Raw genomic sequence first — 20,619 nt, forward strand, 5'->3', positions numbered from 1 at the left:
TTCGGCTCAACCCTTCACCGCACCGGCGGTCATGCCGGACACCACGTACTTCTGGACCAGGAGATAGAAGGCGACGGCGGGCAGCGTGAACAGGAAGGCGACGGCCATCACCGTCTGGATCGGTGTACCCAGTTCGCCGATGAAGTTCGCGATGCCGACGGACGCCGGCTGCAGGTCCGGGTTGAAGATGAACGTCACCGCGAACACGTACTCGTTCCAGGCGTGGAAGAAGGCGATGACCGCGGTGGCCGCGATCGACGGCGCGATGAGCGGGACGTTGATGCGGGTCAGGGTGGTGAAGGGCCGGGCACCGTCGGCACGCGCGGCTTCCTCCAACTCCTTCGGGATGCCATCGATGGCGCCCTTGAGGATCAGCGCGACGATCGGCAGGACGAAGGCGGAGTTCACCAGGACGAGGCCGGTCAGCGAGTCGAGCAGGTCGAAGCGGCGGAACAGCGCGAACAGTGGCACGACCATGAGCGCCTCGGGGAGCATCTGGGTGAACAGCAGTACGACGGTCAGCGCGGCCTTGCCCCAGAACGAGAACCGGGACAGCGCGTAACCGAGCGGGATACCCAGCCCGACGGAGAGGACCATCGTCCCCAGGGCGATGACCAGGCTGTTGAGCAACCACCCGGCCGCCTTGCCCTCGGCCAGCGCGTCGACGAACACCCCGAACTGGCCGAGGTCCGGCGTGAGCCGGGGCCGATCGGCGAAGAGGTCGCTGTTGCTGGACAAGGCCGTGACGAACATCCAGTACAGCGGAAACACCGCGATGCCCAGCACGACGAGTACGGCCACGATCCGCGCGGTGACACCGAACCGGAAGCGCCTCATCGGACGTCCCCCTTCTCCACAGCACGCCCGACCAGTCGGCTGCCGATGATGACGATGAGCGAGATGACGACGCCGACCATCCCGATGGCCGCCGCCGATCCGAGTTCCTTCGAGTCGAACGCCTGCGAGTAGAGGTCGATGACGAGCGTCTCGGTGGCACCCACCGGCCCGCCCTTGGTCATCAGCCAGATGAGTTCGAACCGCCGTAGCGACCAGATCGTCATCAGCAGGGCCAGCAGTCCCACGGTCGGCTTGATGACCTGCCAGGTGACGGCGCGGAAGGTCGCCCATCGCCCGGCGCCGTCCACGCTGGCGGCCTCGTTGAGCTCCTGGGGCACGGACTGCAGTGCGGAGAGCAGCACCACCGAGGTGAACGGGAACAGCTGCCAGATGGTCGTCGCGAGCACCGCCGGGAGCGCGTAACGCGGGCTGTCCAGGATGGCGCCACCGGGCACGCCGAGGCCCACCGCGTCGAGGAAGCGGTTCACGATGCCGTACTGCGCGTTGAGCATCCAGGTGGCGATGAGCGCGACGGCGATGCCCGGAGCGGCCCAGGGGACGGTCACCAACGCCCGTGCCACACCACGGCCCCGGAAGTTCCTGTTGAGCAGGAGCGCGACGCCGAGCCCGGCGCCGATCGCGCCGAGGACGCAGGCGACGACGTAGACGAAGGTGATCAGCAGGGTGCGGTGGAAGTCGGGGTCACCGAAGATCCGGTTGAAGTTGTCCAGCCCGACCCACTCGCTGCGGGTGGGGTTGAGCAGCCTCGTCCTGGTGAAGCTGAGGTACACCTCCTGGGCGAGGGGCACCGCCTGGAAGACGAATATGAACAGCGCGGCGGGTGCCAGGAACAGGTACGGCGTCCACTTGCTGCCGAGAGGGCTGGGTCCACGCCGCGCCCCGGGTCGGCGGGATGTCTTCGGTGCTCCGGTCTGCTCGACCACAGTCATCGGGTTCGATCCTTCTGAGAAAGGACGCTGCCGGCGCACGGCCCTTCGCGCCGGCAGCGTCGCCTTTGTCGAGCCGTCAGCGGACCAGCTCGGTCGCCTGTTGCTGGGCGCGGTCCAGCGCCGATTTGAGGTCGGCCTTGCCCTGCAACGCCGCGATCACGTTCTGCACGACCACCTTGCGGATGTCCGGCGTCTTGGCTTCGAATCCCAGGACGATCTGCGGCAGGCTGGTCTCGGTGAGCCCGTCGAAGACCGGGAGGAACGGGGTCGCCTTGAGCGACTCGGCGCTGCGCTGCGTGGTGGTGGCGACGCTGCTCGCGCCGAGGATCTCCTGCAGCTTCACCTGGTTCTGCGGCTCCAACGCCCACTTGATGAAGGTGGCCGCCTCGTCCTTGCCCTCGCTCGCCTCGTTGATCACGATCGGCGCCAGGATCGCGCCCTGCTTGCGTACCGGGAACGGGATGGGCGCGACGGTGAAGTTCAGCTTCGCGTTCTGACCGCGCGTCGCGGTCACGTATCCGCCGTTGTTGAGCTCCATCCCGACCTTGCCCTCGGCGAACATCCGCCGGAACGTCGCGGCGTCGGCACCGCGCGGGATCACCTTGGCGTCGTACAGATCCTTGTACGCCTGCAGGCCCTTGAGGTTCTCCGCTGAGTTGATCGTCAGGTTCTTGCCGTCGGACCACGCGCCGCCGAAGCCGTAGACGTAGTTGAAGATGTCCTGCCACACGCCGGCCTCTTCGGCCTCCGTCTGGCGGAACGCCAGGCCGTAGACGTCACCCTTGGTGAGCGACTTCGCGGTGGACGTGAACTGTTCGTAGGTGGACGGCGGCGTCGGGATCAGGTCCGCGTTGTAGAACATCGCGTAGTTCGACGCCTCGAAGATGAAACCGTGCCGGACACCGTCGTGGACCATGAACTGGTCCGGCTGCTTGAGCAGGTCGTACTTGCCGGCGTCGATCAGCTTGTCCAGCGGTGCGACGAGACCGGCGTCCGAGGCGGCCTCGAACTCGGGCATGTCGAAGCGGACCAGGTCAGGCCCCTTGCCGCTGCCCATCTGGGTGAGCACCGTCTGGCCGAAGGTCGGGTACGGCACCGCGGCGGCGGAGACCTGGACCTTGTCCTGGCTGTTGTTGAACTCGTCGAGCCACTTCGTCAACTGGGGCCCGCGGCCCGGGTCGCCGAAGGTCGAGGCGGCGAAGGTCAGTTTGGTGACGCCATCACTTGAGCCACCGTCAGAGCCGCAGCCGGTCAGGAGGGCGGCGACCAAGCCGAGTGCACATGTCGCACCGGCAATGCCGAAGCGAGCGCGCTGATTACCCATAGTTACTCCACTGTTACGAGTCAGCGTCATAGGGATTAATTTGCAACGATCGTAGCGTCATGTGCAACGGTGTCAAGTAGCGGTTGCGCATCGCGTGAACTATATTGCGTAATACGCAATGGCAGCGGCGGCAACAGACCGGCGCAGCGAGGGGAGACAGGGCCTTGGCGCAATCGATTCGCCGCGCGATCGACCTCATCCGTCGATCGGCGGAGCACCCGCTGTCGCTCACCGAGGCGGCGGACGTGCTCGGCGTCCACAAGTCCACAGCCCTGCGCATCCTGCAGACGCTGGAGTCCGCACGCTTCGTACGCCGCACCGGCGCGGGCACCTATGTGCTCGGTAGCGGCGTCATCGAGTTGTCCGAACTCGCGCTCGGTTCGATGGACCTGCGCCAGTTCGCTGCCGTACACCTGCGGGCGCTGCAACGGGAAACCAGCCACACCGTGCACCTGGCGCAACTGACCGGCGACGAGATCATCTATATCGACAAGGTGGACAGCCCGGCGTTCGACGCCGTCAAGCTGCCGTCGCGGGTGGGGCGCGCGGTGTCGATATACGCGAGCGCCGTCGGTAAGACGATCCTGGCCTACCTGCCCTCGGCGGAGCGCGACCGTCTCCTCTCCCACGTCGTCTTCGAGAGGTTCACCGACACCACCTTCGCCGACCAGGAATCCCTGGAGGCCGAACTCGCCCGCATCCGCGAACACGGCTGGGCCACCGACAACGGCGAACACGACGCCTACGTCATGTGTGTCGCCGCTCCCATCAGGGACTCACGAGGGCAGGTCATCGCCGCCGCCTCGATGACGGCCATCGAGGTCATCGCGAGCCTCGACAAGTTGAAGAAGGCACTTCCGCTCCTGCTGGAGACCGCGAACCAGATCTCGTCCGAGCTGGGATACACACCCCCGCCATCCGCGAACGTGGACGACTCAGGCGACGACCGGTTGCTGGGCGCAACCCCCTGACGCGGTGCCCACTCACGGCTGGGTGTCCGCCGTCAGGTGCCCGGCTGCACCGCTCGCCATCCGCTTCGGCTGGCCCGCCATGTCGATGTGCAGGTGAGCGACGGTCATCGCCGGCCGCGCCCACAGCCCCGGTCAGGGTCGAGACCTGATCGATCCAGGCCACGTCCAGACCCGTCGGCCACGTTCCACCTCGCAATCTGGTTGCTCCGAGTGGGCGCACGGGTGACCATGGTCGGCATGGTGGGAACCCGGGTGTGAGATCACCACTTCAGGGCGGTATGCCACTCAGGGACGCCGTGGTCGGCGCAGTCGTGGAGATCGCCTGCGACGAGTCCGGATTCTCTGGCACCAACCTGCTGCGCTCGACCGCCCCGGTGATCACACACGCGAGTGTCGACCTGACCGTCGACGAGGCCGTCGCGCTCATCGCCACGCTGCGGTCGAGCTTCCGGTTCTCACCGCACGAGCTCAAGTCCGGGCGGTTCCTGCGCGGCTCGGGTGCGGACGAGGCCCTGGGGTGGCTCCGGACGGCGCTGACCGGCCGTGCGCACGTCCACCTGATCGACAAGGAGTTCTTCCTCGTCACCCGGATCGTCGATCTCCTGCTGGTCGAGCCGTCGTACGCGGCCGGCACCCGCCTGGCGGGTGAGCACCGTCCGGCCGCTCTCGCCCTGTACGACGCCAGACACGCGGCCGGAAACGACTGGGACGCCTTCCTGACCGCGTTCGTCGATTGTGTCCGGATGAAGCGGCGGCTCCCCGTCCACCAGACGGTGCGGCGGTTCTTCGAGGCCCGCGACGCGCTGCTCCGACACCGCCTCGGCGCGGCGGTCGACGACGTTCTCGCGGGGCTCAGCCCGGGCCACGTGCGGGCTGTCCTGGCCCGGCTCGACAACGACGACAGGGCGATCCCCCCACCGCTGGAACCGCTGCTGCCGGCGCTGGCCGAGACGGTCCTGTCCTGGAGCAGTGGCCGGCGGCAGGTGCTGGTGACCCACGACGAGCAGAGTGCCCTGACGGCCGATCGGTTGACCCGCCTTCAGCGGATACTGGCCGACGGCAGCAGCGCGTGGCCGGCAAACGCCGGCCGGGCCGGGGCGTTGCCGGACGGAGTGTCACCGCTCGCTGGGCTGGTGATGGTCGACTCCCGCGACGACCCGCGCGTCCAGGTCGCGGACCTCCTCGCCGGGGTGGCCCGGCGGATGCCGGGAATCATCGACGACGCCCTCCGGCAGCCGCCCCCGACGCCGCCACGCACCGGGCGTTGACTCGTGCAGACGCCTCGTACGCGGTCGTCAGTCGAGGCAGAACTCGTTGCCCTCGACATCCTGCATCACGAGGCACGACTCGTTCACGCCGTCGGCGCGCAGCAGTTGTACGCGTACCGCGCCGAGCGGGACCAATCGCGCGCACTCGGCTTCGAGTGCGGCCAGCCGATCCTCCCCCACGAGCCCGGTGCCGACCCGCACGTCGAGGTGCAACCGGTTCTTGACCACCTTGCCCTCGGGGACGCGCTGGAAGAACAGCCGAGGGCCCACGCCTGAGGGATCCTCGCACGCGAACGCCGTGCCCTGATGTTCGGCCGGCAGGGTGCGATCGAAGTCGTCCCAGGTCGCGAAACCCTCCGGCGGCGGGGGAACGACATATCCCAGCACCTCGCACCAGAAGCGAGCGACACGCTCCGGGTCCGCGCAGTCGAAGGTGATCTGGACCTGCTTGACCGTCGCCATCGGACCACCATAGTGGAGCCTTCCCTCCTTCACGGCCGGGCAACACATCGACGGGAGGTGTAGTCCACGTTTTCCGGGGGCAAGAACCCCCGCATGGAACGAACGGCGGGACGCGAGGAGCGACTGCTCGGCCAGCGGCACCGGCCCGGGAGATCGGGCCGGGCAGAGTTGGCGACACGACGTCCCGTAGCCCTCGCGCGATGCGCCTGACGCACAGTCTGCCCGCGGTGGCGCTCGGCGCGGTGGCGCTCGGCGCAACCCTGGGCGCTGACCCCGCCGACGCGCACGCGCCGTCGCCAGTGCCGTCGCCAACCGGTCTCCGCCCGGCGCAGGCCGCTGCCCCGCCGACCAGCGTCGAGGCACTGTTGCCCCGCGTGGTCGAGTCACCCCTGGCCATCGCCCTACCGCTGCCGTCGTCCATCCCGCTGCCGCTGCCGTCCGACAGCCCGCTGCCGCTGCCGCTGCCGTCCGACGTTCCGCTGCCGCTGCCGCTGCCGTCCGACGTTCCCCTGCCCTCGACGTCGGTGAAGCCCTCCGCCGTCATTCCCGACCTGCCTCGTACACCGCCGAGGTCCCCGTCACCCACCGCCCGCGTCGCGTCCCCCGCTGCTTCCCCGGCTGCCCGCTCTGCCTCGTCGCCGTCGCCGTCGCCGCTGCCGCCGTCATCACCTTCGACCTCCGCGACGGTGACGGTGTCCCGCGACGGCTTTGACCGCGCCGACGGGAACCGGACCCGGTCGGCGGACCAGTCGCAGGCGGTGGTGGCCGCTGCCGCAGCGCCGACTCCGGGCTCGCCGGCCCGCCCCGAACCGGGGCCACCGGCGTTCGTGTTGGCGCGGGCCTCCACACCCGGCGGTTTCGGCGCCAGCGGTGTCGACGCGCCGACGTCGACCGGCGAGTGTCCGCCGCACATCTCGCCCCTGTCCCGAGGGCTCACCGTGGCTGCCGTCGACATGCGCGCCACCAGCCGGCCCGTGGAGCGGGGCCCCCCACCGCCACAGCGACTCCTGATCACCCAGCCGCGTCCACGACGTTGATCAGGAGAGATCATGGAGATAGCCGTCATCTGGATCCCCGCCCACATCGAACCCTCGGAGCCTGCCGTCGCAGTGTGTCTTTCGCACCTTCGGCACCACGACTACCGGTTGAAGGGAATCGTCCGGGCACCCTGGGAGACCGTCGAGCAGAATATGGTCGATGGCGAAGTGGACGTGGTCGTGATCGCCGACCTCGCCCACCTTCCGCCGGACCGGTCACCCCGGATCGAGGTAGCTGGCGTCCCGACGTCGACGGCCGGCGAGAACCGATCGGTTTCCGACACACAGTCCGACTGACACGACGAAGCGCCCCGTCCGCAACGGACGGGGCGCTTGGTGCCCACTCGACGCCCGCACCCGCCACACCAGCCTGAACCGGCGACGCTCCGCCACCGACAAAATCCGACGACATCGGCGGCCATCGCCGCCAGGATGGCTCGGTATGGAGGAGGTTGAAGTCGTCGTCGCCCACCGGCAGCGCGCGACGCTCCGCGTCGGCGACGTGTTCCTCAAGGTCGACGGGAACCCGGCGCACGCCGACGTCGAGGTGCGGGCCATGGCGATGGCCCCGATACCGACCCCGGCGATCCTCTGGCACGAGCCGCCCGTGCTCGCGATCGCCGCCGTGCCCGGCAGGGCGCTCGGCCTCCTCGGCGAACCGTCGGCCGCGTCGCCGGAGGCATGGGCTGCGGTGGGTGCCGCCATCCGCAGGCTGCACGATGCGCCGTTGCCACCGTGGCCGGGGCGCAGGCTCGACGACGTGGCTGCGGAACTCGACGGCGAGTGCACGTGGCTGCTCGCCAACGCCGTTCTGCCCGCCGAGGTGATTCGACGCAACCGCGAGATCGCCGAAGCCGCGCTCCGGCCGTGGAAACCGGTGTTCATCCACGGCGACCTGCAGATCACCCACGTGTTCGTCGACGGCGACGAGGTAACCGGCTTCATCGACTGGTCCGAGGCCGCTCCCGGCGACGCCATGTTCGACCTCGCCACCTTGACGCTCGGGCACGAGGAACGCCTGGACGACCTGCTCGCCGGCTACGGCGCCGGCGCTGAGCGGGACGTGATCCGCGCCTGGTGGTCACTGCGCAGCCTGGTGGCGTCGCACTGGCTGATCGAGCACGGCTTCGATCCGGACAAGCCGGGGTGCGAATTCGACGTGCTCAGATCCCGGATGCAGGAACCCTAGTCGACCTGGCCGCCTTGCCGGGTGTTCCCCGAGGGCTGTCGCCTCGCGCGGCCGCAGCCCCGTCGGCGGGGTCACACTCGACCCTCGCCAACCACTATGGTCAGTTCCATTATGAGACTTACTGCTTTCTGGCGCTGGTGGGGCGCCGGCACGACGAGTCACCTCGGCTCGGCGGTCGGCGGGGTGGCCCTGCCGCTGACCGCACTGACCGTTCTGGACGCGTCGGCTTTCGAAATGGGTCTGATCACGGCGGCCGGCTATCTCGCGTACCTCCTGATCAGCCTGCCGGCCGGGGTCGTCGTGCAGCGCCTGCCGCTGCGCGGCATGCAGGTGACCCTGGACCTGATCCGAGCTCTGGCCATCGCGTCCGTCCCCCTGGCCTGGTGGTTCGACGCCCTGACGGTGGCCCAGCTCGTCGGGGTCGCCCTGGTCGTGAGCTTCGCCAACGTGCTGTTCGACGTGGCCAACCAGACCTTCCTGCCGGAGATCGTGCCCGCCACGCAGTTGCAGGCGCGCAACAGCCTCAACTCCGGCACCCACGCTGTCACCCAGCTGGGCGGGCCCTCCCTGGGCGGCCTCGCGGTGCATGTGCTGGGTGCGGTGCCGACACTGTTCGTGGACGCCGCCAGCTATCTGGTCTCCGCCGTGCTGCTGCGTACCCTCCCGGCCCGGCGGGTGCAACGATCGGCCGAACGTCCGCCGATGGTCACCATGATCCGGGAGGGCTGGCACTTCGTGCTCCGACACCCGATCATGGGGCCGGCCATGTGGGACGCCACCGCGACGAACTTCGTCAACGGCGCGCTGCTCGCCCTCTTCCCGTTCTACCTGGTGCGCGAGCTGCACGCCTCGCCACTCCTGGTCGGGCTGCTCCTCGCCGCCGACGGCCTCGGCACGCTCATCGGTGCCACATTGACGACCCGGTTCACCGATCGGGTCGGCACGGCGCGCGGCCTGATCATCGCGGCCTTCGTCGGCGTGGCCGGCGCGCTCGTCATCCCGCTGGGCACCGGCACCGCCGCCTACCTGGCCTTCGCCGCCGGAAACCTCGTCTTCGCCGGCTCCACGGTGGTGCTCAGCGTGACCACCCGCACCTACCGGATGCTCGCCAGCCCGCCGGAGCTCCTGTCGCGGGTGATCGCCACGGTCAAGTTCGTCTCCTGGGGCGCCATCCCGCTCGGCGGTCTGCTGGCCGGCGTCCTGGCCGGGCCGCTCGGTGCGCGTACCACCCTGCTGCTCTTCGGAGCGCTCACCGTGCTGTCCCCGATCATCTATCTGTCGACCCCGATCCGCCGGATGCGCGACCTGCCGCTCGACGCGGTCCCGAAACTTGCCGAGGCCAGGGTGTGAATCTTGCGGCGGAGCGGCGGGCTGCCGTGGGGAGGGCCTCACACGGCTACTGAGTGTCCACTTGTGAAATTGATCTCGCCTGTCGATCGGCGATCAGGTTGACTCGTCGGTGAGGTAGGCGGGCCCGCGCGGGCTCCACACGATGGGATGCGCGACATGGCGAAGTACCTGATCCTCATCCACGGCGACGAGCGGCAGTGGGCCGCGATGTCACCGCAGGAGACGCAGAGGCTCGACGAGGCCCACCGCACCTTCGCCGCGGCAGCCGGGCCGGCCGTCCTCGACGCCCAGCAGTTGGAGCCGGCGGCCGTCGCGACCACATTGCGCGTAGACCCGCATGGTCGGCTGACCATCACGGACGGGCCGTTCCTGGAAACCAAGGAGGCGGTGGGCGGCTACTACCTGGTCGAAGCCCCTGACCTCGACGCGGTGATCAGTATGGCGTCGCGACTGTACGAGGTCTCCGCCGGGCACAGCGGGGTGGAGATCCGACCGGTGGTCGACCACGGATGAGCGCCGAGGTCGTCGCGGCGGTCGCGCAGGCGCACCGCCGCGACTGGGCCCAGTTGCTGGCCGCGACGGCACGCCTGACCCGGAACCTGGATCTCGCGGAGGAGTGCACGCAGGACGCCTACGCCCAGGCGCTGCGGGTCTGGCCCCAGATCGGGATCCCCGATCGCCCCGGTGCGTGGCTGACGACCACCGCCCGCAACCGGGCGCTGGACGTGCTGCGCCGCGAGTCGGCGATGCGTCGGGCTCTACCGCTGCTGGTGACCGACCAGTCGGTGCCCGGCCCCGAGGACGGCCTCGATGACGACAGGCTCCGTCTCGTCTTCACCTGCTGTCATCCGGCCCTGTCCCGCGACGCTCAGGTCGCGCTGACGCTGCGGCTGGTGTGCGGCCTGTCCACGGCCGAGGTGGCCCGCGCGTTCCTGGTGCCGGAACCCACCATGGCCGCACGGATCACGCGGGCCAAGAAGAAGATCACCAAGGCTCGTGTCCCGTACCGTGTGCCGTCACCCGACCAGCTCGCCGGACGCGTCAGCGCCGTCCTCGAAGTCCTCCATCTGATCTTCACTACCGGCCACACGGCGCCGAGCGGCGCGCACCTTGTCCGCCGCGACCTGGTCGACAGCGCAATCAACCTCGCCCGCACGCTGCACCTGCTCATGCCGACCGATACGGAGATCAGCGGCCTGCTCGCGCTGCTGCTGCTCATCCATGCGCGCGACGGCAGTCGCCTCTCCGCCACCGGGCGGCTGCAACTGCTCTCGGAGCAGGACCGCAGGCGTTGGGACACCCAGCTCATCAGCGAGGGTGTCGCCCTGGTGACCGACGCGCTGCGCCGCAGGCCGCCGACACGGTACGCCGTCGAGGCCGCGATCGTCGCCGTGCACGCCGAAGCGCCGACCTGGCAGGACACCGACTGGGCGGAGATCGTCGGGTTGTACGACGTCCTGCTCCAGCTCTGGCCCTCGCCGGTGGTCGAGCTCAACCGTGCCGTGGCCGTGGGTCTTCGCGACGGCCCGCAGGCCGGTCTCGACGCGCTGACGCCACTGCTCGCCGAACCGGTCCTGGCCACCTACGGCTACCTCAGCGCCGCCCGTGGTGACTTCCTGCGCCAGCTGCACCGGTGGGCACCGGCGGCGGACGCCTACCAGGAGGCATTGATCCACACCGACAACGAGGTCGAACGCGCCTTCCTCACCGAACGGCTCGGTGACGTCCAGCACCAGGCGTCGGTGACGATCAGCTTCGAGGAGGCGTACCGGTGACGCGTGGTCAGACCGCGCCCGTCGCGGTGTCCCGGCGGATCGCCGCGCCAGCGGCCGACATCTTCCGGATCCTCGCGGACCCTCGGCGGCACACCGATCTCGACGGCTCCGGGATGCTGCGGGGTGCCGTATCGGGGGCGGTGGTCGGCGGCGTCGGCGAAGTCTTCGTGATGAGAATGCACTACTCGCGGTACGGCGACTACGAGATGGACAACCACGTCGTCGAGTACGAGGTGAACCGGCGCATCGGCTGGAGGCCGGAGCCGGGTCGAGGCCACCCGGACACCGCACCGGGTGCCACGCCTCCGACGCGATGGGGACACCGGTGGACCTACGAGCTGACCCCCGACGGCCCGGACGCGACCATCGTGACCGAAACCTATGACTGCTCCGAGCTGCCGGCCGACGAGCAGGCGGCGATGGACGGCGGCCGCAGCTGGGTCACGAGCATGACCGCGACGCTGGAGCGGTTGGAGGCACTCTGCACCAACGTGCGCGACTGAGGCAGCGGTGCCAGCGGCCCCTCCTACGAAGCCGCGAAGGCCAGCCCATGCTCGGCCAGCGCGGCAGCCAGGATGTCGACCGCCTTCGGCCCCACCCCGTGCACGGCCAGCAGATCGCGGCGGCTGTGGGTGGCCACCTGGGCGAGCGTGGTGATGCCGGCTTCGAGCAGGGCGCTGTTGGCTGGTCGCCCGATCGGCGGCAGGTCACCGACCTGCGGGGGCACGTGGCGGGTACTCACGGAATCACGATAGTCCGCCCCTGCCGCGAGGCCTCGGGTCACGAGCCGTCCGGAGGGTTGGCCGGCTGCTGGCCCGGCCAGAACGGCCACTCCTCGAACGACCGGCACCGTCCGTCGTCGGCGAACCGCATGACCCACAGGTCGCGGTACTCCTGTTCGACCGGGTCGCCGTAGCGGACCTCCTGGCGCGACACCGCGGTGTCACCCTCGACCGCGACGATCTCGCTGGCCATCTGGAACACCTCGTCGGGACCTTTGCGCTGCTTCTCCCACATCTGCGCGATGGCCGGCAGTCCGACGACGGGCGTCCAGTACGGTCCCTGCTGGTAGCTCGCATCCTCGGTGAAGAGGGTGACCAGGGCGTCCGTGCCCGGCGTCCGCCACACCCGCTCGTAGGCGGCGAGCCAATCGTTGACGTGCTTCCTGTCCATGGACATCACTGTGCCATTCGGTGGGCGGCGGGTAGCCGGAACCGACAAGCCGCAGGTCACCGCCGGCCGACCCCGTCGTAAGGTGCATCTCACACCCGAGGAGCTGGAGGCTGCGGTGACCGCTACGACGCCGACCGACACGGTGGTGGCCGAGGTGATGGCCGAACTGGCCGCACTGGCGGACCCCCGGACGCGCGAGGTGAACGCGAAGCACGGTGACGATCACGGCGTGCACCTCGGCAAGCTTCGTGCGCTCGCGAAGCGGCTGAAGACGCAGCAGGAACTCGCGCGTCAGCTCTGGAAGACCGACGACACCGCGGCGAGACTGCTGGCGATCCTGATCTGCCGCCCCCGGGCGTTCGGGCGTGACGAGCTGGACACCATGCTGCGCGAGGCACGCGCACCGAAGGTGCACGACTGGCTCGTGAACTACGTGGTGAAGAAGAACCCGCACTCCGAAGAGCTGCGCCCGGCCTGGTGCGCCGACCCGGATCCGGTGGTCGCGAGCGCCGGCTGGGCGCTGACCACCGAGCGCGTGGCGAAGCAGCCCGAGAGCCTCGACCTCCCGAGACTGCTCGACGTCATCGAGAGCGAGATGAGGGACGCGCCGGACCGCCTCCAGTGGGCGATGAACCACTGCCTGGCCCAGATCGGGATCGAGCACGCCGTGCACCGCGCCCGCGCGATCGACATCGGCGAACGCCTGGCGGTGCTCAAGGACTACCCGACCTCCCCGGGCTGCACATCTCCGTACGCGCCCGCCTGGATCAGCGAAATGGTGCGCCGAGCGCACGCCTGAACAGGGCCTCGACCGGGCGGATGGTGGCGGCGGCGCGGGGAACGCCCCCCGTCGTCGTCAGCCCTCGAGCACCCGGTTCCAGTCGACCGTGCTGGCCCAATCGGCGCAGCCGGAGCCAGCCGGCAACCACGGGACCTTGACACACATCGATGTTAACGCGAACATTGATTCGCCACCTCGACGTAACACCACCGTCATGTCTCCCGGCCCGCTCACGCTCCTTCCCGGCGGGATGCCGCAGGTCGACCGTCCCAGGGTGGCGTCGTCTGGACGCTCACCAACCGCACGGAGGACAGATGTCGCTGCCACTCCCCCGCACCGGGCCGGTCGTCCGCCCAGCAGTTGGTTCCGCGCCGGCCGGCCCCCGTGGCCCACGACGCCTCCGGTCTGCGCTGGCAGCGGTGTTGGTGGTGGTCGCGGTGTCGGCCGGGCTGCCGGTGGCCGGGCCGGCGCAGGCCGCACCGGCCGTGAACTACACCAATCCGCTGGTGAACCAGCGAGCCGATCCGCACATCGTCCGGCACACCGACGGCTACTACTACATGACCGCGACGGTGCCGCAGTACGACCGGATCGTGCTGCGACGTGCGACCACCCTGCAGGGGCTGGCGACGGCGGCGGAGACGACGATCTGGAACCGGCACACCAGCGGAGAGATGGGTGCCCATATCTGGGCACCGGAGATCCACTTCATCAACAACCGGTGGTACGTCTACTTCGCCGCGGGCCGGACCGATGACGTGTGGCGGATCCGGATGTACGTGTTGGAGAACGCCAACGCGAATCCGCTGAGCGGTTCGTGGACCGAACGCGGCCGGATCACCACACCCTGGGACACGTTCAGCCTCGACGCCTCGACCTTCGCCGCCAACGGGGTGCGCTACCTGACCTGGGCACAGCAGGAACCGAGCATGCCCAACAACTCCAACGTCTACCTCGCCCGGATGGGTGCCAACCCCTGGCAGATCACGGGCACGGTGACCCGGCTCGTCGTGCCGACGTACGACTGGGAGACCCGCGGCTACCGGGTCGCCGAGGGGCCGGCGGTGATTCAGCGCAACGGCCGCATCTTCCTGACCTACTCGGCCAGCGCCACCGACGCCAACTACTGCCTCGGGATGCTGAGCGCCTCTGCCACCGCGAACCTGCTCGACGTCGCCTCGTGGAGCAAGAGCCCCACCCCGGTGTTCGCCAGCAACGCGGCCACCGGCCAGTACGGCCCCGGTCACAACTCGTTCACCGTCTCGGAGGACGGGCAGAGCGACATCCTCGTCTACCACGACCGCAACTACCGCGACATCAGCGGCGATCCGCTCAACGACCCGAACCGGCGGACCAGACTCCAGAAGCTGTACTGGAACGCGGACGGCACCCCGAACTTCGGCATCCCGGTGCCCGACGGAGCCACGCCGGTTCGGCTGCGGGCACACGACCTGAGCGGCAGCTACGTACGGCACTACGACTACCGGGCCCGGGTCGAGCCGAACGTGACCAACCTGGCCGACTCGCAGTTCCGCATCGTCAACGGCCTCGCCGGCGGCGGCTCGGTGTCGTTGGAGTCGACCAACTTCCCCGGCTACTACCTGCGGCACCGTGGCTATGTGCTCTACGTCGAGAAGAACGACGGGTCTTCCCTCTTCGGCAACGACGCGAGCTTCCAACGCCGATCCGGCCTGGCCGCGAGCGATGGGCTCTCCCTGGAGTCGCAGAACTTCCCCGGGCGGTACGTGCGCCACCGCGACGGACTGCTCTACCTGGAACCGGTGACCTCGACCGCCGAGCGTGGTTCCGCCACCTTCCACCTCGAATAGCCGCCACCAGCAGGAGGACCCATGTCCCTCACCACCACGCCATCCAGCGCCGAGCCGGTCCGCCGTGCGGGGCGTTCCGGTCTGGTGCTGGCCATGATCACCACGTTGGTCGGCGCGGCCGGTGCCGTTCTGGTCGTCGCACCGCCGGCAGCGGCGGCAACCATCGACACCAACGCCTACTACGTCCTGGTCAACCGGCACAGTGGCAAGGTCCTCGACGTCCGGGACACCTCGACGCAGGACGGCGCTGTGATCCAGCAGTGGTCCCGCAACGACGGCGAGTGGCAACAGTTCCAGTTCGTCTCCTCCGGGAGTGGCTACTACCGCCTCAAGGCTCGGCACAGCGGCAAGGTGGTCGACCTGTGGGAGTGGAACGCGGCCGACGGCGCCGACTACCGCCAGTGGTCCGATCTCAATGCCGCCAACCAGCAGTTCCAGGTTCTCGACTCCGACGGTGGTCATGTCCGGCTGATCAACCGCCACTCGGGTAAGGCACTGGAGACCTGGGAGCGGTCCACCGCCGACGGTGGCCGCATCAGTCAGTACACCGACATCGGCGGCACGAACCAGCAGTGGCAGATGATCGCGGTAGGCGGCGGGAGCACCGGCTGCGGCAGCGGGTCGACAAACGCGGAGGCCGTCCTGAGCGGAAGTACCTGGACGGCTCGTAACGGCTCGTCGACGGTCTATTCGGGATCCAGCATGTTGTCGGCGATGCAGGCGGCGGTCAACTCGCTGTCGGCGGGTCGGACGTCCAAGCAGCGCGTGGTGGTGCGCGGCTCCGGGTCGATGAGCGCGGGTTCGCGGTTGTCGCTGCCGTCGTACACGACACTGGCGGTGTGCGGCACGATCAACGTGACCGGGTCGGGTTCGGGCGACCAGGCGCCGGTGTACTCGCGCGGAACCACGGACGTCGAGGTGCAGAACCTGACGCTGACCGGGTCGCCGCTGTACGGGATCTTCACGCGCAACGTGAACAACCTGACGCTCGGGCAGATCGACATGCGGCTCTCCGGCGGTCTGGGTGTGCGGATCGACAACCACGGTGGGGATCGGTCGGTCAAGGTCCGCAACGTACGCATCGACAACGTGTACGTGTCGGGAACCGGCGCGCACGGGGTGGAGACGTACGGGGTGGACGGACTGACCATCGGAACGGTCACGGCGCGGAACACCGGCTACTCCGGCCTGCTGCTCAACGACACGATCAACGCCACGGTGGGCACTGTCGACGCGCAGAACGCCGGTGCCGGGACCGGGTACGCGGCGTTCCGGATGGCCAACCGCAACGGCCGGGTGGACAGCTCGTATCCGACCAACATCCGGGTCGGGAACGTGATCGCGTCCGGGGGCGGCCGGGGGATCTTCTGCGTGTCCGAGTCCGGTGGCGCGGTCATCGACCGGGTGACGATCTCGAACACGGGAAACAACTCGATCCTGGTGGAGAACTGCTACAACGTCGTCATCGCCGGAGTGTCCGGGACGGTGACGGGCGGCGGCGAGATGAGGATCGCGTCGCGGACGGAGTTCCCGATCTCCTCCGGCATCCGGTTCCAGAACCTGAGCGTCAACGGCACCAACATCACCCAGAACCCCTGCGGTGGTGCGAACAACACGATCAGCAACGTCACGAGGGTCAACTCGACGCTCACGTGGTGTTGATGGCCGCCGCCGCGTCACCCCATTCCCTCCAGGACAGCGGCAACGAACCCGAGGCCGACCGCGTACGCCAGCGTCTCACCGCCATGGTGGACCACGTCGCGGCGTACCTCAGGAAGAACCCCGACCTCGTCGAGGCGACCGGCCTGATGCTCGACGCGGCCATCGCCCAACTGCCTCGACCAGCCGAACAGGATCTCGCCAAGGTCCTGCCCCTGTTCCCGCACCTCGTCGACGACGGCGGGACCATCCGACCCCTCAGTCAAGGAGGCTGGTTGCACAACGCTTTTCACGCCGCCGGCTGGACACACTGAGCGGGACCGCTGCTGGCCGACGGGTTCGGCCGGACGCGTCGACACGAGCGCGCCGCCCGGCGGTCACCCCGCCGGGCCGCGCGCTCGGTTACCGCCTCACGGGCAGGGCCTGCCCGGGCAGACGTCGACGACCTTGCCGGTGAGCAGGAAGACCGCCTTCTGTTTCTGGGCGCCGGCCTGGGCGCGCGGGAACTCGTGCGAGTCGTCACCGTACTCCGGTCCGGCCGGGGCGAGGTTGGTCGGCGGCGGCGCGTGGGCCGCCCCGCTGTTCCAGACCACCATCGCCGAACCGGTGTACGGGTACCTGCGGATCGGCGTGATCCCCCAGTACGGTCGCACGTCCGACGACCAGCCGTCGGCGAGCGCGGGAGTGTGCAGGCGGGCACCGATGGTGCGCGCCTGGACCTCCGCCGCGGCGGGCGACACCTGCTGGTCGGCGAAGGCCACGTGCATCAGCACCTGATGGGCCGGGGTACCCGGCAGCGGCCGGTCGGTCATGTGCTGCGCGTACCCGTTGGCCTCGGCCCGGTCCCACAACATCTGCAGCAGCGCGAAGACCAGCTGCTGGTCGGCCCTGTCCGGATAGTAGCCGTCCAGGACCGTCTGGAACGGGGCGAAGTCCACGCTGCGTTGCAGCAGCGTGGAGTAGTTCATCGCCGGTACGCCGAGGACGGAACGGGTCCAGTCCTGGGCGATGGCGGTGAGTGCCCCGCCGTTGATGCCGCCCTGGCTGTTGCCGTCGTAGTGCAGCCCACCAGCCAGGTCGATCAGCGGTCGCGCGGTGGTGTCCCGGAACGCCGGATGGGCGGCGAACCCGCCCGGGTGGATCATCGCGCGGCCCAGGAAGAGGAAGTTCAGGAAGCTCTGCTGCAACCGGTCCGCCACGGCGGGGAAGGCGCTGAGATCGGTGAAGGCGCCGGCCACATAGGGGACGTCACCGGCGGCCATGCCGATCCAACTGGTCGCGCAGAAGGTGAAGTTGTGGGTGTTCGACATCGTCCTGACGTTGCCGGCGTTGATCTCGGTCGGTTTGCCGAGCAGGCCGTGTCCGTAGAGCGAGAGATGCGCCGGCTTCGCGGCGGTGGCGCTGCGCGGGATGTTGCAGACGAAGTCCGCAGCGATGGTCGCGCCGGACGGCGTGGGCGGGGCGTTCGGCGTCTGCGGCGTCCCGGGGCCGCCGGCTGGCCCGTAGTGCAGCCGGGAGCCGGGCCCGCCGTCGCCGGTCAGATATGACGGTACGCCGATGGTGCCGGTCACCTGCCGGGCGATCAACGGCTCCTGCTCAGGTGGGTAGTCGGTCACCTGGGTGACGGTGATCGACGGTGCGGCCCGACGAAGGGCGGCGAACGCGCCGTCCCGCATCGCCAACATCCGCCCGGTCAAGCCGTGCCGACTGGCCACGGTGAAGTCCCAGGCCAGGTAGAGGCTGTGCCGCTTGACGCCGGCCCTGCTCAGGTCGGCGAGGATCCGTTTCATCTGCGGCGCGCGACTGTCCCGATGGCCGAGGCCCGCACCTTTCACGTACGCCGTGAACGCCTTCGGCGTCGGGATCGCCGCCCCGGTGCCGTCGCGCATGCCGCGCAGGCCGACGACGTAGCGGGTGCCCTCGGTCAGTGCCACCGCCGGACGGATGATCAGCACCTGCCGGTCCGGCTGGCCGACCGCGTGTGCGTCCAGTTCGGCCCAGTACGGCGTGCGCCTCCCGGTTCGCGCGTCGAGCAGGACGATCGGCGCGTCCGGCGCCAGCGAGCGACCGATGTCGGTGACCGGTGCGATTCCGGTCGCCGCCGCGTCGAGGCCGGGCACACGAACCAGGATGGGTGAGCCGGGGCTGAACCCGTCCTGCCGGTTCCATTCGGTCGGGTCGATCGGGGTCCCCTGCACATTGGCAGGCATGGCGGAGGCGGCCAGTCGGACCCGCTTGCCGGTGGGGCTGGTCCGATCCGGCACTGTGAAGTAGTCGTTCGGGAACGGCAGCAGGCAGGCCGTCGGGTCGATCGGGTCGCAGGACGGCCGCCCCGCTGGTCCGGGAGTCGTTGGCGGTGCCGCGGGGGCCGCCGTGCCGAGCAGGACGGCGCCCGCGGTCACCAGCACGGACACGGCGAGACGGAACCCTCTGAATGTGGTCACACGCATCTCCTTCGACGCTGGACAGCGGGTCGATGCAGGGCCGACGGTGGTGGATCGTGATGTTCTTCCTACGCTCGTGAAAGAAGCTCAGCAAGCGTCGATCCGTCTGCCCCGCACCCGGCCGCTGTCCGAAGGAGTACGCCACCCCCGTCAGGCGGTGATCACCGGCCAGGCGTACGCGAGCAGGGCGCAGGCCGCGCCCAGAAGCGCGAGCGAGACACCCCGGGTCGGCAGCGGCAGGGCTGCGAGCACGATCAGGATGACGGCGACGACGTAGAGAAAGGCCTGGGCGGACATATTGGTCTCCTCGATCGGGGAATGACTGGCGAGTGAATCTCCCCGCCGAGATGCCCCAGGCCGTGATCGCGGAAACGTCCTGCCGGTCACGATCGGGTCCACAGTGGCGTGCTCGGCGCTCGTCGTCGACCGCGATCGCCACGGAGGCGATCCGGACGATCCGGAGGGATTGACCCGCACAGACCGCGAGCTGGAAGCGACAGCCCTAGCGCAGTTCCACGATCCTGGCCCGGGTGTTGGCTGGGGCTTCGGGGTGCCCGCGTTCGACGTCGGCCCTGACGTCAGCGACGGTCTTGCCGGCCAGCTCCCGCCGCCAGGCCAGGTCGGCACCCCGCATGGCTTGGGCGAACGCGCAGGACTGTCGATAGTCGACGCCCGCGTGCTCCCCCGGCCCCTTGCTGAGGATCTGGTCGCACTGGAACAGTTCCTCCGGGCCCTCGATCGCGGCCACGATGTCCAGGAGAGAGATCGCCGCAGGGGCCCGGGCCAGTTGGAAGCCCCCGCGCGGCCCTGAGGTCGACGTCAGGATGCCAGCCCGGACCAGGGCCTGAAGCTGCTTGTTCAGGTAGGCCGGCGGCAGCTCGTAGAACGCTGCGAGGGTGCTGGTTGGCACCGGGGCGTCCACCCAGCTCAGGTTGAGGCACGTGTGGAGGGCCCATTCGACGCCCTGACTCATCCGCATGATCCTGGACTCTACATGTCCAGATTTTGTGATGCATGCCATGATCACTGGCGCCGAAATGATCCTGGATATCTAATATCCAGGAAGTGGCATACAGCGAAGGAGCCGACAATGACACTGGTACGCGCAGCCCAGGCCGAGGTCCTTGACAGCGACCCGGCCAGCGTGATCACGCTGCTCCTCGACCCCGAGCACACCGGCGGCGCCCTGACCAGCAACCGGACCCTGCTCAAGCACGGCACCGACGGCGCGCCGCCGCACCTGCACACCCACTCGGGCGAGTTGTTCTTCGTGCTCGACGGCGCCCTTGAGATGCTCGTCGGCGACGAACTGCACACCCTGCACAAGGGAGACGTGCTCTTCGTCCCGCCGAAGACCCCGCACGCCTTCGCCCCCGCCGACGGCCAGGACGCCGACTTCCTCGTCGTGATCACCCCTGGCAAGCCCCGGTTCGACTACTACCGCCTGCTCGACAAGGTGCATCAGGGCGAAGCCACCTGGCAGGAAGTCGGCGAAACCCAGGATCGCTACGACAACCACTACGTGGACAGCCCGTTGTGGGCAGGTCGACGCGGCTAACCGGCTCGACCT

23 protein-coding genes are annotated in these 20,619 nt (G+C 69.1%); 14 read left to right on the forward strand and 9 right to left on the reverse strand.

Translation table 11 applies throughout. From position 1 onward, the window contains the following. Nucleotides 1-6: 6 nt before the first annotated feature. From ABGB10_RS02420 to ABGB10_RS02430, 3 genes are all read right to left on the reverse strand, one after another. The gene (locus ABGB10_RS02420; protein WP_347659163.1) at nucleotides 7-837 is read right to left on the reverse strand and encodes a carbohydrate ABC transporter permease; all 831 of its coding nucleotides are present in this window, start codon (nucleotides 835-837) and stop codon (nucleotides 7-9) included. Then, complete coding sequence (locus ABGB10_RS02425) at nucleotides 834-1,787, reverse strand: sugar ABC transporter permease (RefSeq protein ID WP_347659164.1); 954 nt, start codon at nucleotides 1,785-1,787, stop codon at nucleotides 834-836. Before ABGB10_RS02425 ends, ABGB10_RS02420 begins: the two co-directional genes overlap by 4 nt. Before the next feature lie 76 nt (nucleotides 1,788-1,863). Further along, entirely contained in the window at nucleotides 1,864-3,141 is a 1,278-nt protein-coding gene (locus ABGB10_RS02430) for a sugar ABC transporter substrate-binding protein (protein WP_347659165.1), read from the reverse strand. A gap of 134 nt (nucleotides 3,142-3,275) precedes the next feature. On the opposite strand from ABGB10_RS02430, the gene ABGB10_RS02435 reads away from it, so the two are divergent. Further along, nucleotides 3,276-4,082, forward strand: a complete 807-nt coding sequence (locus tag ABGB10_RS02435) for an IclR family transcriptional regulator (RefSeq protein WP_347659166.1) — start codon at nucleotides 3,276-3,278, stop codon at nucleotides 4,080-4,082. Nucleotides 4,083-4,336: 254 nt separating this feature from the next. Then, nucleotides 4,337-5,350, forward strand: a complete 1,014-nt coding sequence (locus ABGB10_RS02440; RefSeq protein WP_347659167.1) for a hypothetical protein — start codon at nucleotides 4,337-4,339, stop codon at nucleotides 5,348-5,350. A gap of 27 nt (nucleotides 5,351-5,377) precedes the next feature. Here ABGB10_RS02440 and ABGB10_RS02445 read toward each other — a convergent pair whose 3' ends face one another. After that, the gene (locus ABGB10_RS02445; RefSeq protein ID WP_347659168.1) at nucleotides 5,378-5,812 is read right to left on the reverse strand and encodes a VOC family protein; all 435 of its coding nucleotides are present in this window, start codon (nucleotides 5,810-5,812) and stop codon (nucleotides 5,378-5,380) included. 200 nt (nucleotides 5,813-6,012) lie between these two features. Between ABGB10_RS02445 and ABGB10_RS02450 the strand changes: the two genes are divergently transcribed. From ABGB10_RS02450 to ABGB10_RS02480, 7 genes are all read left to right on the forward strand, one after another. Further along, on the forward strand, nucleotides 6,013-6,849 hold the full coding sequence (locus ABGB10_RS02450; RefSeq protein ID WP_347659169.1) for a hypothetical protein: 837 nt from the start codon (nucleotides 6,013-6,015) through the stop codon (nucleotides 6,847-6,849). Between the two features lie 12 nt (nucleotides 6,850-6,861). Then, complete coding sequence (locus ABGB10_RS02455) at nucleotides 6,862-7,146, forward strand: hypothetical protein (RefSeq protein WP_347659170.1); 285 nt, start codon at nucleotides 6,862-6,864, stop codon at nucleotides 7,144-7,146. A 145-nt stretch (nucleotides 7,147-7,291) separates the two neighbouring features. After that, a complete protein-coding gene (locus tag ABGB10_RS02460) occupies nucleotides 7,292-8,038 on the forward strand; it encodes an aminoglycoside phosphotransferase family protein (RefSeq protein WP_347659171.1) in 747 nt (248 codons plus the stop codon). A 111-nt stretch (nucleotides 8,039-8,149) separates the two neighbouring features. Beyond that, complete coding sequence (locus ABGB10_RS02465; RefSeq protein WP_347659172.1) at nucleotides 8,150-9,388, forward strand: MFS transporter; 1,239 nt, start codon at nucleotides 8,150-8,152, stop codon at nucleotides 9,386-9,388. Nucleotides 9,389-9,544: 156 nt separating this feature from the next. Then, a complete protein-coding gene (locus ABGB10_RS02470) occupies nucleotides 9,545-9,901 on the forward strand; it encodes a YciI family protein (RefSeq protein WP_347659173.1) in 357 nt (118 codons plus the stop codon). Then, complete coding sequence (locus ABGB10_RS02475; RefSeq protein WP_347659174.1) at nucleotides 9,898-11,163, forward strand: sigma-70 family RNA polymerase sigma factor; 1,266 nt, start codon at nucleotides 9,898-9,900, stop codon at nucleotides 11,161-11,163. Before ABGB10_RS02470 ends, ABGB10_RS02475 begins: the two co-directional genes overlap by 4 nt. Then, on the forward strand, nucleotides 11,160-11,666 hold the full coding sequence (locus tag ABGB10_RS02480) for an SRPBCC family protein (protein ID WP_347659175.1): 507 nt from the start codon (nucleotides 11,160-11,162) through the stop codon (nucleotides 11,664-11,666). The genes ABGB10_RS02475 and ABGB10_RS02480 overlap by 4 nt, the downstream gene beginning before the upstream one ends. Before the next feature lie 23 nt (nucleotides 11,667-11,689). Here the strand turns inward: ABGB10_RS02480 and ABGB10_RS02485 are convergent, their stop codons facing one another. Continuing rightward, nucleotides 11,690-11,905 (reverse strand): DNA-binding protein, encoded by a 216-nt coding sequence (locus tag ABGB10_RS02485; protein WP_347659176.1) that lies wholly within the window; start codon nucleotides 11,903-11,905, stop codon nucleotides 11,690-11,692. Nucleotides 11,906-11,943: 38 nt separating this feature from the next. Further along, complete coding sequence (locus ABGB10_RS02490) at nucleotides 11,944-12,336, reverse strand: nuclear transport factor 2 family protein (RefSeq protein WP_347659177.1); 393 nt, start codon at nucleotides 12,334-12,336, stop codon at nucleotides 11,944-11,946. Between the two features lie 157 nt (nucleotides 12,337-12,493). On the opposite strand from ABGB10_RS02490, the gene ABGB10_RS02495 reads away from it, so the two are divergent. The 4 genes from ABGB10_RS02495 to ABGB10_RS02510 all read left to right on the forward strand — a co-directional run bounded on the left by ABGB10_RS02495 (nucleotide 12,494) and on the right by ABGB10_RS02510 (nucleotide 16,919). Then, on the forward strand, nucleotides 12,494-13,135 hold the full coding sequence (locus ABGB10_RS02495; RefSeq protein WP_347659235.1) for a DNA alkylation repair protein: 642 nt from the start codon (nucleotides 12,494-12,496) through the stop codon (nucleotides 13,133-13,135). A 296-nt stretch (nucleotides 13,136-13,431) separates the two neighbouring features. Then, nucleotides 13,432-14,946 (forward strand): family 43 glycosylhydrolase, encoded by a 1,515-nt coding sequence (locus ABGB10_RS02500; protein ID WP_347659178.1) that lies wholly within the window; start codon nucleotides 13,432-13,434, stop codon nucleotides 14,944-14,946. A gap of 21 nt (nucleotides 14,947-14,967) precedes the next feature. Beyond that, nucleotides 14,968-16,608 carry an RICIN domain-containing protein gene (locus ABGB10_RS02505; protein ID WP_347659179.1) on the forward strand — a complete coding sequence of 547 codons (1,641 nt, stop codon included), beginning with the start codon at nucleotides 14,968-14,970 and terminating at the stop codon, nucleotides 16,606-16,608. Next, a complete protein-coding gene (locus ABGB10_RS02510; RefSeq protein ID WP_347659180.1) occupies nucleotides 16,608-16,919 on the forward strand; it encodes a hypothetical protein in 312 nt (103 codons plus the stop codon). The genes ABGB10_RS02505 and ABGB10_RS02510 overlap by 1 nt, the downstream gene beginning before the upstream one ends. A 96-nt stretch (nucleotides 16,920-17,015) precedes the next feature. Here ABGB10_RS02510 and ABGB10_RS02515 read toward each other — a convergent pair whose 3' ends face one another. From ABGB10_RS02515 to ABGB10_RS02525, 3 genes are all read right to left on the reverse strand, one after another. Then, nucleotides 17,016-19,049 carry a hypothetical protein gene (locus tag ABGB10_RS02515; RefSeq protein WP_347659181.1) on the reverse strand — a complete coding sequence of 678 codons (2,034 nt, stop codon included), beginning with the start codon at nucleotides 19,047-19,049 and terminating at the stop codon, nucleotides 17,016-17,018. 150 nt (nucleotides 19,050-19,199) lie between these two features. Further along, nucleotides 19,200-19,346 (reverse strand): hypothetical protein, encoded by a 147-nt coding sequence (locus tag ABGB10_RS02520; RefSeq protein WP_347659182.1) that lies wholly within the window; start codon nucleotides 19,344-19,346, stop codon nucleotides 19,200-19,202. Nucleotides 19,347-19,551: 205 nt separating this feature from the next. Then, complete coding sequence (locus ABGB10_RS02525) at nucleotides 19,552-20,028, reverse strand: Rrf2 family transcriptional regulator (protein ID WP_347659183.1); 477 nt, start codon at nucleotides 20,026-20,028, stop codon at nucleotides 19,552-19,554. A gap of 111 nt (nucleotides 20,029-20,139) precedes the next feature. Between ABGB10_RS02525 and ABGB10_RS02530 the strand changes: the two genes are divergently transcribed. Then, nucleotides 20,140-20,607, forward strand: coding sequence for a cupin domain-containing protein (locus ABGB10_RS02530; protein WP_347659184.1), 468 nt, complete (start codon nucleotides 20,140-20,142; stop codon nucleotides 20,605-20,607). Nucleotides 20,608-20,619 lie beyond the last annotated feature (12 nt).

This window comes from Micromonospora sp. B9E7 (assembly GCF_039871815.1).
Classification (GTDB): domain Bacteria; phylum Actinomycetota; class Actinomycetes; order Mycobacteriales; family Micromonosporaceae; genus Micromonospora.